The organism is Exiguobacterium sp. AT1b, from assembly GCF_000023045.1.
In the GTDB taxonomy this organism is placed as follows: Bacteria; Bacillota; Bacilli; order Exiguobacteriales; family Exiguobacteriaceae; genus Exiguobacterium.
This window is the reverse complement of sequence record NC_012673.1, coordinates 1,237,570-1,258,751: the sequence shown is the minus strand read 5'-3', so window position 1 is coordinate 1,258,751 and position 21,182 is coordinate 1,237,570. Positions and strand designations below refer to the sequence as shown.

General features: G+C 46.1%; 19 protein-coding genes. 12 read left to right on the top strand and 7 right to left on the bottom strand.

The features are described 5' to 3' along the window. The first annotated feature begins 173 nt into the window (after positions 1–173). The 6 genes from EAT1B_RS06360 to EAT1B_RS06335 are packed head-to-tail and all read left to right on the top strand — an operon-like array spanning position 174 to position 5,557. Positions 174–761, top strand: coding sequence for a glycerol-3-phosphate responsive antiterminator (locus tag EAT1B_RS06360; protein ID WP_012727327.1), 588 nt, complete (start codon positions 174–176; stop codon positions 759–761). Beyond that, positions 758–1,849, top strand: coding sequence for an ABC transporter ATP-binding protein (locus tag EAT1B_RS06355; protein ID WP_012727326.1), 1,092 nt, complete (start codon positions 758–760; stop codon positions 1,847–1,849). The genes EAT1B_RS06360 and EAT1B_RS06355 overlap by 4 nt, the downstream gene beginning before the upstream one ends. Then, positions 1,846–2,751 (top strand): carbohydrate ABC transporter permease, encoded by a 906-nt coding sequence (locus EAT1B_RS06350; RefSeq protein WP_012727325.1) that lies wholly within the window; start codon positions 1,846–1,848, stop codon positions 2,749–2,751. Before EAT1B_RS06355 ends, EAT1B_RS06350 begins: the two co-directional genes overlap by 4 nt. Then, positions 2,748–3,557: a carbohydrate ABC transporter permease gene (locus EAT1B_RS06345; RefSeq protein WP_012727324.1), complete on the top strand. Its 810-nt coding sequence runs from the start codon at positions 2,748–2,750 to the stop codon at positions 3,555–3,557. The genes EAT1B_RS06350 and EAT1B_RS06345 overlap by 4 nt, the downstream gene beginning before the upstream one ends. A gap of 16 nt (positions 3,558–3,573) precedes the next feature. Further along, on the top strand, positions 3,574–4,881 hold the full coding sequence (locus EAT1B_RS06340; protein ID WP_012727323.1) for an ABC transporter substrate-binding protein: 1,308 nt from the start codon (positions 3,574–3,576) through the stop codon (positions 4,879–4,881). After that, complete coding sequence (locus tag EAT1B_RS06335; RefSeq protein WP_081432711.1) at positions 4,853–5,557, top strand: glycerophosphodiester phosphodiesterase; 705 nt, start codon at positions 4,853–4,855, stop codon at positions 5,555–5,557. Before EAT1B_RS06340 ends, EAT1B_RS06335 begins: the two co-directional genes overlap by 29 nt. Before the next feature lie 38 nt (positions 5,558–5,595). On the opposite strand, the gene EAT1B_RS06330 is transcribed toward EAT1B_RS06335, so the two are convergent. The 3 genes from EAT1B_RS06330 to EAT1B_RS06320 all read right to left on the bottom strand — a co-directional run bounded on the left by EAT1B_RS06330 (position 5,596) and on the right by EAT1B_RS06320 (position 10,449). Further along, the gene (locus tag EAT1B_RS06330) at positions 5,596–6,681 is read right to left on the bottom strand and encodes a GGDEF domain-containing protein (protein WP_012727321.1); all 1,086 of its coding nucleotides are present in this window, start codon (positions 6,679–6,681) and stop codon (positions 5,596–5,598) included. 127 nt (positions 6,682–6,808) lie between these two features. After that, complete coding sequence (locus tag EAT1B_RS06325) at positions 6,809–8,095, bottom strand: glycoside hydrolase family 32 protein (RefSeq protein WP_012727320.1); 1,287 nt, start codon at positions 8,093–8,095, stop codon at positions 6,809–6,811. Then, complete coding sequence (locus EAT1B_RS06320) at positions 8,092–10,449, bottom strand: glycoside hydrolase family 65 protein (protein ID WP_012727319.1); 2,358 nt, start codon at positions 10,447–10,449, stop codon at positions 8,092–8,094. The genes EAT1B_RS06325 and EAT1B_RS06320 overlap by 4 nt, the downstream gene beginning before the upstream one ends. A gap of 153 nt (positions 10,450–10,602) precedes the next feature. Between EAT1B_RS06320 and EAT1B_RS06315 the strand changes: the two genes are divergently transcribed. Further along, a complete protein-coding gene (locus EAT1B_RS06315) occupies positions 10,603–11,316 on the top strand; it encodes a DUF1189 domain-containing protein (protein ID WP_012727318.1) in 714 nt (237 codons plus the stop codon). On the opposite strand, the gene EAT1B_RS06310 is transcribed toward EAT1B_RS06315, so the two are convergent. Continuing rightward, positions 11,317–12,333, bottom strand: a complete 1,017-nt coding sequence (locus EAT1B_RS06310; RefSeq protein ID WP_041917946.1) for a LacI family DNA-binding transcriptional regulator — start codon at positions 12,331–12,333, stop codon at positions 11,317–11,319. It abuts the gene before it with no gap. Between the two features lie 227 nt (positions 12,334–12,560). Between EAT1B_RS06310 and EAT1B_RS06305 the strand changes: the two genes are divergently transcribed. From EAT1B_RS06305 to EAT1B_RS06285, 5 genes are all read left to right on the top strand, one after another. Continuing rightward, positions 12,561–13,838: an ABC transporter substrate-binding protein gene (locus EAT1B_RS06305; RefSeq protein ID WP_012727316.1), complete on the top strand. Its 1,278-nt coding sequence runs from the start codon at positions 12,561–12,563 to the stop codon at positions 13,836–13,838. Positions 13,839–13,902: 64 nt separating this feature from the next. After that, positions 13,903–14,868, top strand: a complete 966-nt coding sequence (locus EAT1B_RS06300; protein WP_012727315.1) for a carbohydrate ABC transporter permease — start codon at positions 13,903–13,905, stop codon at positions 14,866–14,868. 12 nt (positions 14,869–14,880) lie between these two features. Further along, entirely contained in the window at positions 14,881–15,705 is an 825-nt protein-coding gene (locus EAT1B_RS06295) for a carbohydrate ABC transporter permease (RefSeq protein ID WP_012727314.1), read from the top strand. An 11-nt stretch (positions 15,706–15,716) separates the two neighbouring features. Next, positions 15,717–16,367 (top strand): beta-phosphoglucomutase, encoded by a 651-nt coding sequence (gene pgmB, locus EAT1B_RS06290; RefSeq protein WP_012727313.1) that lies wholly within the window; start codon positions 15,717–15,719, stop codon positions 16,365–16,367. 54 nt (positions 16,368–16,421) lie between these two features. After that, complete coding sequence (locus EAT1B_RS06285; protein ID WP_012727312.1) at positions 16,422–18,032, top strand: alpha-glucosidase; 1,611 nt, start codon at positions 16,422–16,424, stop codon at positions 18,030–18,032. Between the two features lie 7 nt (positions 18,033–18,039). Here the strand turns inward: EAT1B_RS06285 and EAT1B_RS15965 are convergent, their stop codons facing one another. The 3 genes from EAT1B_RS15965 to EAT1B_RS06270 form a co-directional block, all read right to left on the bottom strand. After that, on the bottom strand, positions 18,040–18,183 hold the full coding sequence (locus EAT1B_RS15965; protein WP_012727311.1) for a hypothetical protein: 144 nt from the start codon (positions 18,181–18,183) through the stop codon (positions 18,040–18,042). Positions 18,184–18,278: 95 nt separating this feature from the next. Beyond that, complete coding sequence (locus tag EAT1B_RS06275; RefSeq protein WP_012727310.1) at positions 18,279–19,424, bottom strand: cell wall metabolism sensor histidine kinase WalK; 1,146 nt, start codon at positions 19,422–19,424, stop codon at positions 18,279–18,281. Positions 19,425–19,579: 155 nt separating this feature from the next. Continuing rightward, positions 19,580–21,109 carry a multicopper oxidase family protein gene (locus tag EAT1B_RS06270; RefSeq protein WP_041917943.1) on the bottom strand — a complete coding sequence of 510 codons (1,530 nt, stop codon included), beginning with the start codon at positions 21,107–21,109 and terminating at the stop codon, positions 19,580–19,582. Positions 21,110–21,182 lie beyond the last annotated feature (73 nt).

Here is a 21,182-nt window from a genome sequence, read left to right as displayed (position 1 = left end):
ACTTTGCGATTCCTTTATCGTGTCTTTACAATCGTTCGTTACGATAGGAGCTGTGAGACCCCCTCACTCCAAGTGAATAGTTACCGGTAGAACCTTTGAGAGACCAACAGAAGCCCGTACGTCGATGACGTGTCGTTTCTGTTGGTCCTTTTTTTCAAGAAAGGATGATTCAAGTGAATGAAGCGATTGCGCGAATCGGACAAGAACGGATGATTGCCTCCATCAAAAGTCCAAAACAAATCGAGGCGTTTTTACGGACGGATGTGACGACGACGTTTCTCATGATGGGAACGCTCAGCACGCTCGACCGCTATGTGGCGCACTTGAAGCGAGAGAATCGAACGGTCTTCCTCCACGCCGAGCGAATCAATGGCATCAGCCTCGACCGGGACGGGATCGATTACCTCGCCAAACGTGTCGGCGCCGATGGGATTGTCACGACGAAAGCATCCGTGCTCCAACATGCGAAGCGAGCGGGACTCTTGACGGTACAACGACTCTTTCTCGTCGACTCGGATGCTGTCACGAGTGGGCTCAAGCTCGCCGAGGCGCAACAACCGGATGCGATTGAACTCATGCCCGGTCTGATTCCGAGCGTGGTCGAGAAGATTTCCCAGGATATTTCCTTTCCGATTGTGACAGGTGGCATGATTCGTCAACCGATTGACGTGCATCGCGCCCTCGATCATGGGGCATTCGCCGTATCGACCGGGGATGAACGACTTTGGCACGTTCAAAGTCAGAAGGAGGAATTAGCATGAAATCAATACAGTTACAACAATTGACGAAATCGTTCGGGGAGACGGAAGTCATTCGAGGGATTGACGTGACGATTGAAGCAGGAGAGTTCTTCGCACTCGTCGGTCCGTCCGGCTGCGGGAAGAGTACGATGCTTCGGATGATTGCCGGGCTCGAATCCATCACAAGCGGAACGCTTCGCATCGACGGAGTAGCGGCAAACGGGATGAAGCCGAGTGAGCGTCACTTGTCGATGGTGTTCCAAAACTATGCCCTTTACCCACATATGACGGTTGAGAAAAATATCACGTTCGGTCTACATACGAAAGGACTGACGAAGCTTGAACAGCGGGAGCGTTGCCTACAGGCGGCGGAGACACTCGGGCTCACCGATTACTTGAAACGGAAACCACGTGAACTATCCGGTGGTCAGCGACAACGTGTCGCCTTGGCACGTGCCATCGTGACCGAGGCACCCATTTGCCTGATGGATGAGCCGCTTTCGAACTTAGACGCGAAACTACGGGCAAAGATGCGTTCAGAGATTCGCCAGTTACAGCGAAAACTCGGACTGACGATGATTTATGTCACCCACGACCAAGTCGAGGCGATGACGATGGCAGACCGCATCATGCTCCTCAATGAGGGGGAAGTGCAACAAGTCGGAAAGCCGCTCGACTTATATAACAAACCGGCGAATACGTTCGTCGCTTCCTTCATCGGGTCACCTCCGATGAATCTCGTCGACGTGACACGACAGGAAAAAGGCTGGATGGCCTCAGACGGGCGGTTGTTCCATCCAAACGCACTGACGGAAACGTCGCAGGCGACACTCGGTGTCCGTCCTGAGCAAATCAAGCCGGCGGACGAAGATGTGACATTTTACGCAGAACTGAAAAATATTGAAGTGCTCGGGACCGAGACGATTCTCGCCTTTGACGTCGGAGGGAACGAGTGGTTGGCAAAGTGGCCGGGACAATGGCCGCTCACGGTCGGCGAAAAAGTGGCGTGTTATGTGGATCCGAAACAGATGTCGCTATTTGATACGAACGGGCAGCGCATCGAGCCACGACAACCGAAACTGTTTGAGGCGTTGGAGGTGTTTCAATGACAGTCGCCTTACCGAGAGAGAAAGTTCGGACACGGCTATCTGACGCAGCGAGCGGATTGTTGTACTTGTCTCCGTCCATCATCTTGTTCGGTGTCTTTCTCGTCTATCCGCTGTTGCGAACAATCTATTTAAGCTTTTTCCGGACCGACACACAAGGAACGCCGCTCGAATTTGTCGGAGTCGGTCATTACAGCACGCTGTTCACGAGCGCCGCGTTTTGGCAAAGCATTCAGGCGACAGTCGGATTCGTCCTCTTGACGGTCCCGCTCACGATTTTGATTGCGCTCGGTCTCGCACTCCTCGCCAATGAGAAACTGAAAGGGATCGGTATTTTTCGGACGGCGTTCTCGGCGACCATGGGGATGAGCGTCGCGGCGTCATCGGTCATTTGGATGTTCATGTACAATCCGTCAATCGGTATCTTCAACCGGTTCCTCGAGGCAGTGGGGGCAAGTGGTGTACAGTGGCTCCTCGATCCACAATATGCGCTCCTTTCCGTGTCACTTGCGACCGTTTGGATGAACATCGGCTTTACGTTCTTGATTTTACTCGGCGGTCTGCAAAACATCGATCGGACGTTATATGAGAGCGCGGACATTGCCGGGACGAGTTATTGGACGCAACTTCGGGCCATCACCATCCCGATGTTGTCGCCGACACTTTTCTTTGTCGGGATCATCTCGCTCATCAACGCTTTCCAGACGTTTGGACAGATTGATTTATTGACGAAAGGTGGACCGACGAATGCGACGAATGTCATCGTCTATGCCATCTACAAAGATGCGTTTATCAACTATAACGTTGGCAGTGCCAGCGCCCAGGCCGTGCTCTTATTCATCGCTGTCCTTCTGTTGACGTGGCTCCAGTTCAAACTGGTCGAAAGGAAGGTGCATTACCAATGAGGTTACGGAATATCGGCGTCTATGTCTTACTCGTTTTGTGTGCTGTTGTCATGCTGTTTCCGATTGCCTATGCGTTTTCGATCAGTCTGATGGACGGGAAGGAAGTGCTCCAGGGACATCTCCTTCCGCGTGAACCTTCATTGGAAAACTATGTGGCCGCGTTCGAGCGTATCCCGATGATGACGTATCTGCTCAACAGTTTGGTCGTCGCGCTTCTCGTGATGGTCGGACAGGTCGTCTTGTCGAGTCTCGCGGCATTCGCATTCGTCTTTATCGACTTTAAAGGAAAAGGGCTCATCTTCATGCTCTTCCTGGCGACGATGATGGTGCCATGGGAAGCGACGATGGTACCGAACTTTTTGACGATTCAGTCGCTCGGTTGGCTGAATAGCGTATGGGGACTGTCTGTGCCGTTCTTCGCACTCGCGTTCGGGACGTTCTTACTTCGGCAACAGTTCAAAACGATTCCGTACGAAATGTACGAGGCGTCCCAAATTGCTGGGATCAGTCGCTTCCGATTCTTTTGGAACGTCGTCTTGCCGGTCTCGAAGACACCGCTCGTTACATTGTCGGTGTATAGCTTTTTGACGACTTGGAATATGTACTTATGGCCGCTTCTCGTCACGAACACGGAACAGGCGCGAACGGTCCAAATCGGCATCAAACAGATGCAGTCGAACGAAGTCGCCTCGGATTGGGGCGTCGTCATGGCGGCAGTCATCTTGATCATCATTCCGACACTTGTATTGTTGTTCGCAGGACAAAAGCACTTGCAAGAAGGTTTGACGCAAGGCGCTATCAAATAATAGGGGGATATGACAAATGAAAAAATTAGGATTATTCGCAGGGTTGGCAAGTTCGGTGTTATTACTCGGGGCATGTGGCAGTGAAGAAGCGGCACCCGTCGCGGCGACGACAGAAGACGGAAAGACAGAGGTCGTCTTTTGGCATGCGATGAGCGGGGACCTGGAGACGGCTTTAAACAGTCAAGTCGATGCGTTCAACGCTTCGCAAGACGACTATGAAGTCAAACCGGTCTTCCAAGGAACGTATGAAGAAGCACTGACAAAATTCAATGCGGTCGCCGGTTCGGAAGACGCGCCCGCCATCATGCAGACGTTCGAAGTCGGGACGAAATACATGATCGACTCGAACAAAATCACACCCGTTCAGGAGTTCATCGACAAAGAGAAGTTTGACACGAGCGTATGGGAAGAGAACATCTTGAGTTATTACCAAGTCGATGGGAAACAATACTCGATGCCGTTCAACTCATCGACACCGGTCCTCATCTATAACAAGGAAGCGTTTGAGAAAGCAGGGCTCGACCCGGAGAAGGCACCGCGTACGTATGACGAATTGAAAGCAGCAGCGAAGAAGCTGACGACGGACGACCAAACCGGCTTCACGATGCTCAACTATGGTTGGTTCTTTGAACAGCTCGTGGCTGCGCAAGGTGGATTGTATGTCGACAATGACAATGGACGAAGTGGAGACCCGACGAAAGCCGTGTTCGATGGCGAAGAAGGACAGAACGCGTTCAATCTCATCAAAGAAATGTACGACGAGAAGACGTTCTTAAACGTCGGTCAAAATTGGGACGATATGCGTGCGGCATTCCAATCTGGGAAAGTTGCCATGTATCTGGACTCGTCAGCAGGAATCCGTACGGTCGCAGACAATGCGGACTTTGAAATCGGCGCATCGTACTTACCGGTACCGAATGAAGCGGAGCGTCAAGGCGTCGTCATCGGCGGGGCATCGCTCTGGATGGGTGACGGCATTGCCGAAGAGACGAAAGAAGGCGCATGGGAGTTCATGAAATATGTCGCTTCGACGGAAGCGCAAGCACAGTGGCATGTCGACACAGGCTACTTCGCCATCAATCCAGAAGCGTACAACGAGCCGATCGTAAAAGAAATGTGGGCGAAATATCCACAACTGAAAGTGACGGTCGACCAACTCAGTGAGACGAAACCATCACCGGCGACACAAGGAGCGCTCATCTCGACGTTCCCACAATCACGACAAAGTGTCGTCAATGCGATGGAAAGTTTGTATCAAGGGGTGTCGGTCGAAGAGGCATTGAAACGTGCGGCTGATGAGACGACTTCCACCTTGGGGCAATGACATGTTGATTTACGCACATCGCGGCTATAGCGCCAATTACCCGGAAAATACATTGTCCGCGTTCGAGGCAGCTCTTCCCTATGTGGATGGGATCGAGCTGGACGTACAGGTATCAAAGGACGGGCGTCTCGTCGTCATTCATGACGAGTCCGTCGACCGGACGACGAATGGAACGGGATGGGTGAAAGACATGACGCTTCAAGAGTTGCGTCAGTTGAAGATCGACGGCTATGAACGCATTCCGACATTAGAAGAAGTGCTCGGACTGATTGAACGAAGCAACGTCACCCTGAACATCGAATTGAAGACGGATCAATATGCGTATCCTGGGATTGAGCGTCTCGCTTGGCTTGCTGTCAACGAGTTTGAACTCGGTGACCGTGTCGTGTTCTCCTCGTTCAATCGTGAAACACTCGTCCGAATGCGAGATGTGGCACCAGTCGCCCGGCTTGCGGTGTTGACACTCACGGGTGAGTCGGACACCGTCTCGTTCGCTGAAACGATTCGGGCCGAGGCGATTCACGCCCAGCCTGCATTTATTGGTTCAATTGCTTGGGAACAGATACAACAGACGACGCTCGAGACACGGCTCTACACGATCAACGACGTGAAGGACTTACCCCCGATAGCGGTTTCGGCCATCATGACAGATGAGGTTGAACGGTTTACCAAATGAGTACAACAAACCCCGCTTCCACTTGGAGCGGGGTTCGTTCATGTCATGATTGGTTCTGGTACGCCATAGGTCGAGACGACAACTTGATTGCGCCCTTCGTTTTTTGCTTGATAGAGCGCTGAATCCGCAAGGTCGACCATCCGTTTGATGGGAAGCGAGGTCCCATGGGCGACACCGACCGACGTCGTGATTTGAATCGGTGGAAAATCGTTCAAATAGAACAGTTCAGTGGCAATTCGTTCCCGAATCCGATTCGCCACTTTATCGACTTTCTCTGGACTCAAATCGTACATCAAGATGACAAATTCTTCCCCACCGATTCGTGCGACCGTATCATGGGCACGCGTCTCGACTTTTAAGATATTGGCGAACTGTTGTAAGACGAGATCACCGTTTCCGTGACCGTATGTATCGTTCACATGTTTAAAATGATCGATATCGAGCGCAAGCACATTATACGTCCGATTCTCTTGCCCGACGGATGCCGTATATCGATCCCATACACGTCGATTGTATAGACCGGTCAAATGATCTCGTTCAGACGACTGCTTATACTCGATGGCCCGGCGAGTCGTTTGTTCCAGGTCGATGGTGAGGATACTTGAGAGCAATCCAACAAGCATTCCAATCATCCAAATGGTCAAGACGAGGGATACATAAGCCGTGCTCCAACCCATATTGATATAGACGGCAATCGAAATAATGAAGAGCGCCCACACGTTCAAAAAGAGGCTTTGGATGAAAAGTCGCTCCCGAAACAACCGATGAATCCAGAGCATCCCGATACTGACGAGGAAGGTCGCGACAAACGCAATCGCCGCTTGTTCGGTCATTCCGAACAAGAATCGTGTATTGGCGATGAAGAGTGTTGCGATGAATAAAGGAAAACGAGCACCATAAAAAGCAAGCAACACGAGGGGTAAGTGACGTAAATCGACACGGACCGTATCGTTGACTTCCACGGCGTTATACATCAAAAACAGCCCGAGTGCACCTGCGAGTAGCCCAATCATGAAACTACGAAGGCGGTACGAATTAAAAAGCGAAGAATGATAAATCTTTGAGATGATATAAAACCCGGTGAATGCGACACAAGCATTGAGCAACAAAACGGTGAGCGTCATTCCTTCACGACCTTTTCGGTAGACTATACATTAACGGTAGCAGTCTTCAAAATAATGTCAATTACAAAATGCTTCATAATATGCAAAAAAGCAGATCCAGACTGATTTCGGACCTGCTTCAATATACTTACTCAAAGGAATGGTACATAATATTTGAAATGTTTCCAGTGAGGTGATGTTGTAAGGTGTGATTGGTTGGATAGATGCGACTAGAAAAGACATACTCTCCATCATTTACGAAAACTTCGATAGAAGAAGAATCGATGAATAAACGAACTCGTTCACAGTTAGCCTGAATCCTTCGTTCTGTTTCGTTTCGAACAAGTTGGATATAGCCTTTAGCGACGGAAAGGGTAGCAGTACCTTGAAAACAACTGAACTGAAATTCTCCTTCCACGTCAAACTCAAGCTCAAACGCTTTTCCTGAGAAAAAAGGTGATTTGAGAGGGAAGGAGCATTGACGTAACCATTTCATTTCTTCAATCGGAGTCATCCAGAGCCGATTATTCCTTATGTTTAATTCACGTGGTATGGTCATCTGGTTCGTCCAGCCTTCTCGTTGCTCCGGCCAATCTTGTTCCCACATCGCGTTCCAAGCAATCAAAATTCGTCTACCTTGATCATCTAGAAAGGTTTGGGCAGCGTAAAAGTCATGACCATAATCTAACTCGGAGAACGAATCATGTGTGAACTGTGTCGTAGTTATATCGAACTCACCTATAAAATAACCGCATTGATGTAGGTTGTGATAGCGATCTCCTATTGGTTCCATTCCTTGTGGAGAGAGTAACAATACATCATGACCATTTAGAGTAAAAAGGTCGGGACATTCCCACATCCATCCATGCTCCCCAGTTCCCTCTGCAATGATACCTTGTTCCCTCCAGTGAAGGGCGTCATCTGATTCGTAGAGCACTACTTTTCCATTCAGTTCATTACGTGTTCCGAGAATCATATAGAATTTATCGTTTTCAGCCCAAACTTTGGGATCCCGAACATGGGCATTTCCATGTTCGGGAATTTCTGATATGAGCGGATTGTGTACACTTTTTTGAAACGATAGTCCATCTTTTGATGTGGCAAGACATTGAACTTGACGTAACGTTTCACGCTTTTCATCTAACCACGTGTTGCCTGTGTAATACAAATGAATCATGTCGTCTTTGATTAACGCACTACCTGAAAAAATACCGTCTCGATCGTAATCATCTCCTGGACGTAGAGCAATCGGCTTATGTTCCCAACGGATTAAATCTGTTGAGGTGGCATGCCCCCAATGCATATCATCCCAATTTAAGCCAAACGGATGATACTGATAAAACAGATGGTAGACACCGTTGAACTGACAAAGTCCATTAGGATCGTTCATCCATCCAAAAGCTGGTGCGAAATGGTAGATAGGACGATAGGTCATACTGATAACACTTCACTTGTAAATGTTTCCGTAATAGTCTGCTTTTCTCCATAAATTTCGACAGTGAGTGGCTCAATTGAAGGCGCACGACGCGTAAGTACAACTTTGTCATGTGATGCATAAATGTCGAGCGTTTCACCTTTCCAATTGATTGAGAAAGTGAGTTCATCCCAAGCTTCCGGCAACATTGGAGAAATTCGTAAGTTTCCACTGGTCATACGTACGCCGCCAAAACCGTTTATGACAGCTTGCCAAATCCCACCGAGTGAAGCCGCATGAATACCTGCATCAGACGTTTTCATGTTTGGTCCAAGATCAATTTCAGAGGCCCGACGGAATAAGCTGTAAGCAAGTTCGCGGTTACCAAGATCCGATGCAAGGACGCTATGAGTTGAAAGGGAGAGCGAGGAGTCGTGTAATGTCTTCGGCTCATAGTATTCCCAGTTTGCTCGTTTGACATCTGCTGAGAACAAATCTTCAAGCAGATACATTAAAATCATCACGTCTGCCTGCTTTGATACTTGAATCTCGTTTACTTGTTCCAGATTATAGTCATAGAACATGGAGCCAACGTTTTCTTGATTTTTGTATTTGCTCAAATCGATGATTTCTTTTTGCAAATACGTATCATCTTGTGGCAATACTCCGTCTTCGCGCACTTGTGGCAAATAAATTAAGTCAAGGACATGTCGGAATCTTGCTTCGGCTGTTTCTAAATCAAGCTTAGCGTTCAATTGCTCGAACAGATTCGGTTTTTCAATACGTAACAGTTCTACATACTCAATTGCCTTTTGAATATTCCAGTGAGCTGTATAATTCGTAAACGCGTTATTATTGACGTGTTCCTTATATTCATCTGGTCCAACGACCTGATTGATTTCATAACGATTTTCAGACTCATTCCATTCGAGTCGGCTCGCCCAGAATTTTGCTGTATCAATCAAAAGTTCATAACCGTAATGGTCCATAAATTCTTGGTCACCGGTGATGTGGTAATATTGCCAAGCAGCGAAAGCGACATCTGAGGTGATGTGTTGTTCGATAAAACCGGACCAAATTTTGGTCGCCTCGCCCGTCACGATGTCTGCGGCACCCCAGACTGGCGTGACTTCACCATCATCGAGCCATGCTGATTCCCATGGGAACATTGCGCCATCGTATCCATTCTCTTTGGCTTTCCGATGTGCCCCAGGTAGTGAAAGATAGCGATACTCGAGCAAACTGCGAGCAATTTTTGGGTTCGTATATGTGTAGTAAGGCAAGATAAAAATTTCTGTGTCCCAGAATGTATGCCCCTTATATCCTTCTCCAGACAAGCCTTTTGCTCCAACGTTCATGCGATTGTCATGTTTCGGTGTCATAACAGCAAGATGATATTGAGCAAATCGGATGGCTAATTGATCAAACATTTCCTTAGATTTAATATTGATTGGTGTACGAGACCATACGAGTTCATCCCATGCTTGAATATGTTCAATGAACAAGTTCTCGTATCCTTTTGATTCAACGTTTCGTGTCACATTTAACGCGTGGTTTGCGAGTTCCTCTGTGGTAACAGCATTCAACTCTTTATCACGAGAAGTGAAGACGGTCGAGTATTTTTCAATCGTAAATACTTCATTCGCTGGAATCTCAATATCCGAGTAGTCAAAGAAAATTTGACGGCGATCCATTTTGATAATGGATGTCGGATTCATTGATTCACGTTGGTAAAAACGATGGACGCTATGGAAGACAAAATCGATTCCAGATTCAGTCGTCGTTTGGATCTGTTGCATAAAACGTCCGTCATAAAGTCGTTTGTTCCCTTCTAAGAAGTGCTGGACACCACTGTTTGTCGTTTGTCCATCAATACCTGAAGTAAGTGAGAGGACACTGTTTTGTTTCGGCGTTATGGTCACTCGTTGAGCAATTACGTGCAGATTATCCATTGAAACGAAGCGTCGAAAAGTAAGGTCGTAAACATTGCCATTCGAACTTTGCCATGTGATGTCACGTACGAGCTCAGCTTCTTTCAAATTAAGCGTACGACGGTAGGAAAGGATATTGCCCTGTGTCAAATCAAAACGGATACCGTCTAATTTGAACTCCATCCAGATTAGGTCTGCTGCATTCGGAAGTTCGGTCACTTCATTCTCAGCGAACTTATTGAATGTCCCCGCCACGAACAAGTTGCGTGTTTCATTCGCATAATGTTCTTCTGTGACAGAACGTAACCCCATGTATCCATTTCCGAGAGAAAATACCGATTCACCTTTCCCGAGCCATTCCGGGCGAAACCCGTCTTCAGATACGAGCCAATGTTGTAGATTTTCTCTGCCAGTCGTATAGTTCATCAATGTATTCGTCACCATATAACCTCCTGTATGATAAAGCGCTTTCTTGATTCGTCACCATTCTATCCGAAACGTTTCGGATATTCAATAGTGATTTTGCTATATTTTCTTTCAATTGTTTGAAGAACGTGATTAAATGGTGGCAGAAACGTTTTAGAAAAGAGGACTAACATGGAACAAATAATTGCTAGTTTAGGCTTTCAATTTGAGAAAGTGAAAACGTGGAGGTCACAATCAATTTGGAAATCAATTTTCTATGTGGCAATTGCTGTTCTATTCGCCAATGTGCTCGTATATGGAGTCAAATGGATGGGACAACCTGAGGTGATTGAGGAAGACTTGCCTTCATTTCAGATAACGGAGGATGGTCTTTGGTATGATCAATCTTTTGCGTTTGATGTTCCTGTTCTCGATCTGTCTGTAATGGTGGGGGAGGAACAGAAAACGGATGCACGCCAAACGCTAGTCCTTATGGAATCCGGTTGGACATTCAAGCGAAGCGGAGTCGAGACGGATTTGGAAAGTTATCAGACGTTACTTGATTTTGTGGGGCGGTCAGACGTGACAGAACATGATTTAGACGTTTTATTAAAAGGATTGAATTGGTTCTATCCCATTTACGTGTACGGGGCTACTATGTTTGATTTGGTTTTGCATTTTCTGTTGATTTCCCTTTTGGCTCTAGCAGGTCTTGGGTTTCGACGCTTTGTACCGATTTGTTATAAAGAGGCATGGACGATTACAGCTTATGGCATCACAGCACCTTTGATTGTGCGTACAGTTATTGAGTTATTGCCAATCAATGTGCCTATGCTCTCTGTTTTATATTGGGCGACTGTCGGTATCTTTGCATTTATGACGATACAAAAAATCGGCGATGACTAATCATCGCCGATTTTTTGTGACTGATTCTCGCAGGATTAACTGATTATTGACGAAAGCTTCGTGAGGCACATCTTGACCTTCTACAATATTGACAATCATCGACGCGGCTTTTCGCCCCATTTCATAAGGTTGTTGTCCAACAGTGGTTAACGGTGGGGATACGTACTGAGACAATAAGATATTGTCAAATCCGATGATTGATAGATCTTCTGGAACGTTTAAGCCGAGTTCTCTCGTTGCCTGGAGGACACCAAGTGCCATGACATCGGATGCACAGAAAAACGCTGTCACTTCAGGGTGATTCAACAAAAAAGGAAGTGCTGCATCTTTTGAGGCGATTTCTTCAAAATCTCCGTTTAACACATATTCTTCTTGGAAGTCGATTTCGTGATCGTGTAGCACTTGTCGATAGGCATCATATCGTACAGTCGAAACATAGGCGTGTGGTGCGCCGTTCATAAATGCAATGTGTCGGTGTCCGAGTCGGATGAGATAACGAACGGCTTGTTTAGCGCTCTCGAGCTGATTTGAGGTCACATAACCTGTATTGATCCCTTCGACAGGAATGTCGACCAGTACGCAAGGTACTGTGCTTTCGATTGCCTCGAGTAAGTAGGGGTCGTCTCGTTTTAATCCTTGAATAACAACCCCGTCTAGTTGACGTTCTGCGCACATTTGACTGTACGTTTTATTTTTTTGCTTTGAGGTCGTAGTCGATAAAAGAACGAACTCGTAATCAAGGTCAGACAATTCATCTGATACACCGCATAAAGTCTCGAACATAAAGTTATCTTTAATACTCTCGCGTTTTAAATCAGTGACGAGAAAGCCGATTGTCTTGGATTGCTTTTTGACCAAACTGCGTGCCAAAATGTTCGGGCTATAACCAAGTTCTTTAGCGACATTTAAAATCTTGTCCCGTGTCTCTTTGTTTACATCATCGTAGCCGTTTAAGGCTCGAGATACCGTTGTGATGGAAAAACCGGATGCTTTAGAAACGTCTTTTAATGTGGCCATCATACAATACTCCTTTATGAAAACGTTGTGAGTAAATCAAGTAAAATTTATAGGTACATCTAGTTTAGTCTGTATATGAATATCTTGTAAACCTTGAATTGAAAGCGTTTTTGAAGGATTTTAAAAAAGTTCTTGATTTCCGAAACGTTTCGGGTATAAAATCTAGTTGTGAGTTGAAAGCGGTTACTTTAATTTGGTCGACATTACACTTAAGGAGGAAATGATTGATGAATAAAAAAGTATCTAAGCCATTATCGATTGTTATGCTATCAGGACTTGTCTTTACTGCAGCTTGTGGTGGTGAAGATGAGGCGCAAGTCGCTTCAGATCCATCTGAACTTGAAGGTAAAGAAATCACAGTAGGGACATGGAAAGGCACAGATGCTGAAGTAAAAGCATTCGATGAATTGTTAGCAGCTTTCACTGAAGAGACTGGAATCAAAGTTAAAAAGAAAGTCTACAATGATTATCAAACACAGCTCCAAACTGACCTCGTCGGCGGAACAGCACCAGATGTGTTTTATGTAGATGCTTTTTTAGCACCTGAACTTTCTAAACAAGGTGTACTCGAACCACTTGATCAATATGTCGAACAAACAGAAAAAGATTTAGGCGACTTTTATGAACCAGCCATTAATGCTTTTAAATCTGACGATCAATTATTCGGTCTTCCTAAAGATTATTCCACTCTCGGACTTTACTACAACAAAAAGTTGATTGAAGATGCTGGTTTCACAGCAGATGATATCCCGACAGAGATGGGCCAGCTTCCTGAATTTTTAGGAGAATTACAAGAAAAGCTTCCATCTGGTGTGACACCAGCAATTACTACATCTGAACTCGCGCGTCATATGTTCGTCCTACAATCGGGTGGAACAGATATCGTTGATGAGAATGGAATGGCGGTATTGTCACAACAGGATCAAATTGAAGCATTGCAACCACTTGTAGATGCCTATCAAGATAAACTTGTTCAACGACCTGCTGATTTAGGGCAAGGATGGGCAGGCGATTCATTTGGTGCTGAAAAAGCTGCAATCATGATTGAAGGTAACTGGGCAATTTCGCATATCGAACAGAACTTCCCGAACATTGAAATGGGAACGAAAGAAGTTCCTACAATTGACGGAAACAGTGGTTCGATGATGTTCACAGTCTCTTATTCGCTCAATAGCGATTCGGAAGAAAAAGCGGCAGGGTGGGAATTTATCAATTACGCAACTTCGAAAGACGGGATGAAGATTTGGTCTGAAGGAGCGGGTGTTCTCCCGTCACTCAAATCAATCGCCGAAGAACTTAATCTTCAAGATGATGAATTGAAAGCACCTTTCGTTGCGGCTGGAGCTTATGCGACACCTTGGCAAAAAGGCGATTCTCTTTCAATTGTTGCTCGTGAATACAACAACTTGTTACCTGCTGCTTTGAAAGGTGATATGACACTCGAAGAAGCAATGAAAAAAGCAGAAGAAACTGCGAATAAAGATATCGAGACGCAATTGAAATGAAGAAACAATTGGGCTCGCGTAATCGCGCGGGCCTCGTTTTGTTCGGGAAGGAAGGATCGATCATATGGGCACACAGCTCGAAATCAACCGACGTACGGACACAGCATCACAGGCACCATCACCTAAGAAAAAGAAAGGTAGTGAACGTGATCGCCGTGAAGCTGTACAAGGCATGACATTTATGCTGCCGACGATAATCATTTTAGTGACGTTCACGTTGCTTCCGACTGCGTATTCACTTTTCTTATCATTTACACGCGTGAATTTGTTTGGCGGCATCGATTTCCAATGGGTCGGCTTTGAAAATTACATCAACGCATGGAACGATGATCGGGTCTGGACGGCTTTAAAAAATACGTTTCGTTATGCTCTTTTTGTTGTACCGATTCAGACGGCAATTGCACTTCTTATGGCGGCTGTCTTAAATTCCGGGATTCGTTTTCAAAATACATTCCGTACCATTTATTTCTTGCCGACGCTGACTTCAAGTTCAGCACTCACCATGATTTTCATGTTTTTATTCAGTCTAAATGGACCGATCAACAATGTTCTTGTCAGTTTTGGGTTGTTAGATGCACCAATCAATTTCATCAATGAGACCGATTTTGCCCTCACGACCATTATGGTCATGAATATTTGGTCTACTGTCCCATTCTTCATGACAATCTATTTAGCGGGTCTCCAGGATATCCCGTCATCACTTTACGAGGCGGCATCGCTTGATGGAGCGAATGCATGGCAAAAGCTAATGAAAATTACAGTTCCAAACCTTACGCCTGTAACGAACTATGTCCTGTTGATGGGAATCATCGGTTGTTTCCAATTATTTGACCAAGCATATATCATCTCAGGAGGAACCGGTGGGCCGAACAACGCAACACTTACATTCTCGCTTATCATTTATCAGTATGCGTTTAAGACCATTGGAACGATGGGATATGCGTCAGCACTGGCAATTATTTTGACAATCATCATCTTCACGGTTTCGATGATTGCTCGTAAGTTGAATAAAGAAGAATCGAACTATTAAGGAGGAATGGATATGAAAAAGAAAAAATGGCCGCGTATTGTCATGTATGTCATCCTCGTCTCTTACGCGCTCGTCACACTGTATCCATTCCTATGGGCAGTGCTCGCATCGTTCAAACCATATAGCGAGATTGTAGCTGGAGGACTTACGCTTTGGCCAGAGAACCCGACGCTCGCAAACTTTGAACACATCTTTACGAAAGATCCGCTTTTTCCACGTTGGATTATGAACTCCTTCTTAATTGCAACATTAGGAACTATTGTGAACGTTATTTTTAACACGATGGCAGGTTATTCGCTTGCGCGTCTTCGGTTCCCGGGACGCAACTATTTATTCCTGTTGATCTTGGCTGTCATGATGGTACCGGGGCAAATCTTGCTCATCCCGAACTACTTAATCATGCGTTCGCTTGGAATTCTCGACACATATTCTGCGTTGATCATTCCCGGAGCCATCAACTTCTCCTACATCTTCTTGATGAGACAGTTCTTTATCAACTTCCCACGCGAAGTAGAAGAAGCTGCACAAGTAGACGGACTAAATCGATTCCAAACGTTTTGGCGTATTGTCTTCCCGATGGCGCGTGCATCGGTTGCAACACAGGCTGTCTTCGTGTTCCTCGGGTTCTGGAATGAGTTCTTAAAACCGCTCCTTTACATCACATCACCCGAAAAATATACGCTTACGCTCGGACTTCAGTCATTTCAAAGTCAGAATGCCACGCAGTGGAACTACATCATGGCGGCTTCTGTCGTCAGTATCATCCCAATCATCATTTTGTACATCATGCTGAATAAGTACTTCATGCAAGGTTTACGAATTGGTGGAGATAAATAAGGAGAATGAAAATGAAAGCTTTTATTTTTGATTTAGACGGTGTCATCACCGACACTGCCGAATATCATTACTTAGCATGGAAAGCGCTCGGAGAAGATTTGGGGATTCCGTTTGATCGAGCATTCAATGAGACACTCAAAGGTGTGAGTCGAACTGAATCATTGGAACGAATCTTACGACTTGGCGGCCGTGAGAATGACTTTTCTGCTGAAGAGAAGGAACTGCTTGCGATCAAGAAGAATGAACACTATGTATCATTTATTTCAAAAATCACGGATGCAGATATCCTGCCGGGCATTGAAGTGTTCTTGAAAGAGCTAAAAGAAGCGGGTTACAAAATCGGAATGGCGTCAGCCTCGAAGAATGCTCAGACGGTGACGAGCCAACTTGGATTGCTTGAAGCGTTCGACCATATTGTTGATGCGGCAACTGTGATACATTCAAAACCGCATCCTGAAGTATTTCTTAAAGCTGCTGAAGCGCTACGAGTCGATCCGAAAGAATGTGTCGGTATTGAAGATGCAGTTGCGGGAATCACGGCCATCCATGAGGCAGGTATGTTTGCCGTCGGAATTGGCGACCCGAATGTCTTGACTGAGGCAGATATTGTCTTCGAAAACACAGCGCGTCTCACATTAGAGAAGCTATTGGTTCGAATTTAAAAACGAAGCCTCGAGTGTTAACGCTCGAGGCATTTTTAATGAGGGGGAGTCGGAATGAAACGGACATGGTGGAAAGAGGCCGTCGTATATCAAGTGTATTGGCGAAGCTTTTTCGATACAGATGGAGATGGATATGGTGACTTAGAAGGTGTACGTCAAAAGTTACCGTATATTAAAGAACTTGGGGCGGATGTTGTCTGGCTCAATCCGTTCTATGTGTCGCCTGATAAGGACAACGGATATGACATTGCCGACTATTATGGTGTCATGGATCGAGCAGGAACGATGGCGGATTTTGAACGTTTGTTGAAAGAGGCGCACGCACTCGGTCTGAAAGTCATTTTGGATCTTGTCGTTAACCATACTTCGAATCAACACCAGTGGTTCTTGGAATCAAAGAAGGGTAAAGACTCACCAAAGCGAGATTACTACATCTGGCATGACCCAGTGCAAGGGAAAGCGCCAAACAATTGGCGATCATATTTTGAGCCGTCTTGTTGGGAATGGGATAAGCACAGCGGTCAGTATTATTACCATTCATTCGCCGTCGAACAACCCGATCTCAATTGGGAAAATAAAGAATTGCGTCATGAAATCTATAAGATGATGCGTTTTTGGCTCGACAAAGGTATTGATGGATTCCGAATGGATGTCATCAATCTTCTCGCAAAACGCAAAGACTTATCTGATGTCGAAGATCCATATAATTTGAGTTACTTAGCTAATAATCCGGGGATTCATGAGTATCTTCAAGAAATGCATGAGGAAGTACTAGGAAACTATAATTGTATGACTGTCGGTGAGATACCGTTCGTTACACCGAAAGAAGGCGCACTCTATGTAGATGAGGAACGTCAAGAGCTCAATACGTTGTTCCATTTTCAAATCGCTGATGAGATGCCGACTTGGGATATGCTTCGTTTTAAAGAAATTCAGCGTGAATGGTACGAAGGGTTGAAAGGTAGAGGATGGAATTCACAGTTCTTAAACAATCACGATCACACGCGTCAGGTTACTCGTTATGGGAATGATAGGGAACATCGAGTTGCCTCGGCAAAACTGCTAGCTACCTTGACGCACACATTGCCTGGTATGCCTTATATCTATCAAGGAGAAGAAATCGGAATGACTGGTGTCACGTTTGATTCGATTGAAGATTATCAAGATATTGCGATGAAGAATCGGTATGCAGAAGAAGTGGATAAGGGACGAAATGAGAATGAAGTATTGGTCAGTTTGCAACTATTGAGTAGAGATAACTCACGGACGCCTATGCAATGGAACGACAAAAAAGAAGCTGGATTTACACAAGGAATACCTTGGATGAGCGTGAATAAAAATTACGTCGAGTTGAACGTAGAGAAAGATATGCAACGGGAGGATTCTGTGTTCCGTTACTATCAACGTTTGATTCAATTGAGGAAATCAAATGAAGCACTTGTATATGGTGATTTTAAAGATTTACTTCCATCTGACGAATCGCTTCATGTATATGAGCGTTCTCTGAGAGAAGAACAATTTTTGATCATTCTCAATCATTCAGAGGATTCTCATCCGATACCCGTACCGACAGCATCTTTTGATCTCGTCTTACAAAATCTAAACAATGAGACTAGTCAATTGCAACCGTATGAGGCAAGGATTTATAAGAAGACCATCGAATAGGTGGTCTTCACGCTTTTTTCTTCGTTCCTCGAAACGCAAAAAACATAGCGATGCCAATTGCGATTCCGACCCACCAGTTATCGAGGGTGAGACCAAAGACGACGGCGAATACGACTGCGACGGGGATCGATAAATGTCCTCGTTGTTTCATCTTCATTTCCTCCTCTCTTCGTCATTTCTTTATTCCCAAAAGGTAGACACTTCATTCTCAAATTGAGGTAAGACAAAAACGTTCGACCGATCAAATCAGTCGAACGAAACCGAATGTTTAGGGGATGGCAGCAATGGACAGCTCTGTCTGGTATGAAGCTCGATTGTAAAGGTGGTGCCTTCTCCGTATACCGAGTCCGCATGAATTCCCCAACCGTGGGCTTCGGCGATTCGTTTACAGATTCGTAGACCGAGACCGGTTCCTTTAATCGATTGGTGGGCAGCGGATTCGACACGGTAATATTCATCAAATACGTATGGAAGTGCTTCTTCCGGAATCCCGATGCCGGTATCGGATACAGATAAGATGATTGTGCCAGCACATTCAAATACTCTCGTATGGACCGTACCGCCGTCAGGAGAGTACTTGATGGCGTTACCAATGAGGTTATGGAGCAATTGCCGTAACTTTTTTTCATCTGCTTGAATCGAGACATCATTCGTTTCAAATGTCACTGTATGAAGCGGGGAGGTCGTCTGATAGCTCGACATGACATCCTCTAAAAGAGGACGGAGTGCGAACGTCGTCACGGTCAGTTGGTCAGCCGTGTAGCGCTCTTTTTGATAATCGAGGAAATTATCGACGAGCCGCTCCAGCCGTTCCGATTCTTGTTTGACTTGTGTTAGCATCTGATACGACTTTTCCGAACCTTGATGGCGTGTCATGAGTAACTCCGTATAGCCATGGATGGCAGTCAATGGCGTGCGGAAATCATGAGACAGTTCGGCAAGGAAACTGTCTTTACGTTCTTCAAAGCGGACGGCTTCCGTTTGGTCGCGCCACATGATGAAAACGCCACGTGGTGTCCGCGTGAAGTTGAAAATCAAATGTAACGTCTTGTCATTAGAACGCAGACGACGTGAAGTCATTCGTGGATCCGTTTCGGTCGCACATTCGAGCAATTCCTGGATGAGGTGCATGACTTGTGCGGAATCCGCCCCATGCTGTTCCAACGTGGTATATAAATAACGAGTCAATGTTTCCAATGTGTCAAAAGATTGTGTTGTCATAGAAGGGTACCATTGCCGAAGAGAATCATTCGAATACAGACGACATCTTGAGAAATCGATATAACACATCGCATCCTGTACTTCTTCCACGATGGAAGCGATGGAGAACGTGTGGCGTTGCTGTTTTTGACGAGCGGAGCGTTTCTGCCTAATCCTATGGAATCGGCGCATGGACCTACCTCCTCGCGAACATTTGTACATGCATTCACAATAAGTATACGACATTCGAGAAGGAATCCCTATACAGGCAATAGTCCTAGCAGAAACGTATCGAAATCGGGACGGATACAAAACACCTCTCCGCTGATGGAACGGAGAGGTGTCGGTCATTCGGTCACGTTTACTTGTCCCATCATCCCATTTTCTTCATGCTCGAGGATGTGGCAATGATACATGAACGTTCCCGTTTTGGTGAAGGTGAGTTCGATTTTTACCCGTTCATCGGGAGCGACGGCTACCGTATCTTTCCACCCTTTCTCCTGATCGGATGGTGGTTTTCCGTCTCGACTGATGACTCGGAACTGGACCCCGTGGATGTGGAAAGGATGTGTCATCCCACCCATCATGTCCGGCTTATTTTCAATTTCCCATACCTCAGTGTCTCCGCGTTTCGCTTCGATGTCGATACGCTCCGGGTCATATGTCTTTCCGTTGATTGACACCATGTTACCCATTCCAAAAAGGGTGAGGCGACGGTCTGCTGTCTCATCTGTCGAGCGCTCCACCGTTTCAATCGTCGGAATCTTAATGGACGCCTTGTCGAGTTCACCGATACGAAACGTGGTAAATGTCACCCCGTCCGCTTTTAAGGCGGCGACATCTTCAACTTGTGAAAAATCAATCAGTACCTCGGCCCGTTCACCTGGTGTCAACGTGAGGGTCTCTAAGGGAATCGGGCGTTCTAACGGCCCTCCGTCTGTCGCAATCTGCGTCATCTCGGCCTCGTTAGATAGCGTAAAATCAAAATCACGCGCATTCGAACCGTTGACTAGTCGCACTCGTAACGTCTCGGTTTGAACGTCGAACGTCGTGTTGATGGCTCCATTCGCAAGAATGGTATCCCCCGTCGTTCCATCAACGTTCATATGGGCATCATAATCCAACTCACCGTTAGGCGTGAAGAGTCGATCTTGTACGATGAGTGGGATGTCGTCGACTCCATATTCATTCGGGAGACCGTTCTGTGCATCGTCGGTCACATAAAGAAGACCGGCGAGTCCTTTATAAACTTGTTCGGCTGTCGATCCCATCGGATGGGGGTGAAACCACAGTGTACTAGGTTCTTGATCGATGTCGAGTCGAACTTGTGCCCGTTCACCTGGTGGGACGGTCTGATGAGGTCCCCCGTCCATGTCGGCAGGGATGACGAGTCCGTGCCAGTGGAACGTTGTCGGTTCATCCAATCGATTGATGGTATCGATTACGACTGTTTTTCCTTTCGGTAACTCGATCATTGGTCCGAGTAAGTCTCCATTATAGCCGAACGTTTCCGATTTCTTGCCGTCTTTGAAAAATTGTGACGTGCCTTTAGTTGCTTCCACCGTATAGTAGACCGTGTCTCCCGTGACACGATCTGGCTGTAAGGCAGTCGGAATCGGAAGCGGCTTTGTCGGTTCATCCGATGCTTGGAGCTCTTGCATCGCTCCATGTCCCATCGGTCCGTCATTGTCATCCATTCCATTATCACTCATCATGTGATCATCCATCTGACTCGTTGCCGAATCGTGTCCCATCATATGATTTTGGTCCATATTGTTGTTATGGTTCCATGTTCCGTTGAAGAGGACGACTAGTAAAACGAAGATGCCCCCAATTAAAATCCCCGTCAACAGAAACCACATGCCTTTCGATTTCATGCTATAACACTCCTTCATTGTTCAGTCCTCCCTTTGTTGTACCACCTAATTGTGAAAGAAACATGAAAGTCCA

Coding starts and splice junctions, on each gene's coding strand:
- EAT1B_RS06345 (WP_012727324.1), top strand. CDS start 2,748: ATGAGGTTACGGAATATCGGCGTCTATGTCTTACTCGTTTTGTGTGCT.
- EAT1B_RS06350 (WP_012727325.1), top strand. CDS start 1,846: ATGACAGTCGCCTTACCGAGAGAGAAAGTTCGGACACGGCTATCTGAC.
- EAT1B_RS06315 (WP_012727318.1), top strand. CDS start 10,603: ATGGAACAAATAATTGCTAGTTTAGGCTTTCAATTTGAGAAAGTGAAA.
- EAT1B_RS06300 (WP_012727315.1), top strand. CDS start 13,903: ATGGGCACACAGCTCGAAATCAACCGACGTACGGACACAGCATCACAG.
- EAT1B_RS06270 (WP_041917943.1), bottom strand. CDS start 21,109: ATGAAATCGAAAGGCATGTGGTTTCTGTTGACGGGGATTTTAATTGGG.
- EAT1B_RS06310 (WP_041917946.1), bottom strand. CDS start 12,333: ATGGCCACATTAAAAGACGTTTCTAAAGCATCCGGTTTTTCCATCACA.
- EAT1B_RS06340 (WP_012727323.1), top strand. CDS start 3,574: ATGAAAAAATTAGGATTATTCGCAGGGTTGGCAAGTTCGGTGTTATTA.
- EAT1B_RS06325 (WP_012727320.1), bottom strand. CDS start 8,095: ATGACCTATCGTCCTATCTACCATTTCGCACCAGCTTTTGGATGGATG.
- EAT1B_RS06320 (WP_012727319.1), bottom strand. CDS start 10,449: ATGGTGACGAATACATTGATGAACTATACGACTGGCAGAGAAAATCTA.
- EAT1B_RS06330 (WP_012727321.1), bottom strand. CDS start 6,681: ATGACGCTCACCGTTTTGTTGCTCAATGCTTGTGTCGCATTCACCGGG.
- EAT1B_RS06295 (WP_012727314.1), top strand. CDS start 14,881: ATGAAAAAGAAAAAATGGCCGCGTATTGTCATGTATGTCATCCTCGTC.
- EAT1B_RS06335 (WP_081432711.1), top strand. CDS start 4,853: ATGAGACGACTTCCACCTTGGGGCAATGACATGTTGATTTACGCACAT.
- EAT1B_RS06275 (WP_012727310.1), bottom strand. CDS start 19,424: ATGCGCCGATTCCATAGGATTAGGCAGAAACGCTCCGCTCGTCAAAAA.
- pgmB (WP_012727313.1), top strand. CDS start 15,717: ATGAAAGCTTTTATTTTTGATTTAGACGGTGTCATCACCGACACTGCC.
- EAT1B_RS15965 (WP_012727311.1), bottom strand. CDS start 18,183: ATGAAACAACGAGGACATTTATCGATCCCCGTCGCAGTCGTATTCGCC.
- EAT1B_RS06285 (WP_012727312.1), top strand. CDS start 16,422: ATGAAACGGACATGGTGGAAAGAGGCCGTCGTATATCAAGTGTATTGG.
- EAT1B_RS06305 (WP_012727316.1), top strand. CDS start 12,561: ATGAATAAAAAAGTATCTAAGCCATTATCGATTGTTATGCTATCAGGA.
- EAT1B_RS06355 (WP_012727326.1), top strand. CDS start 758: ATGAAATCAATACAGTTACAACAATTGACGAAATCGTTCGGGGAGACG.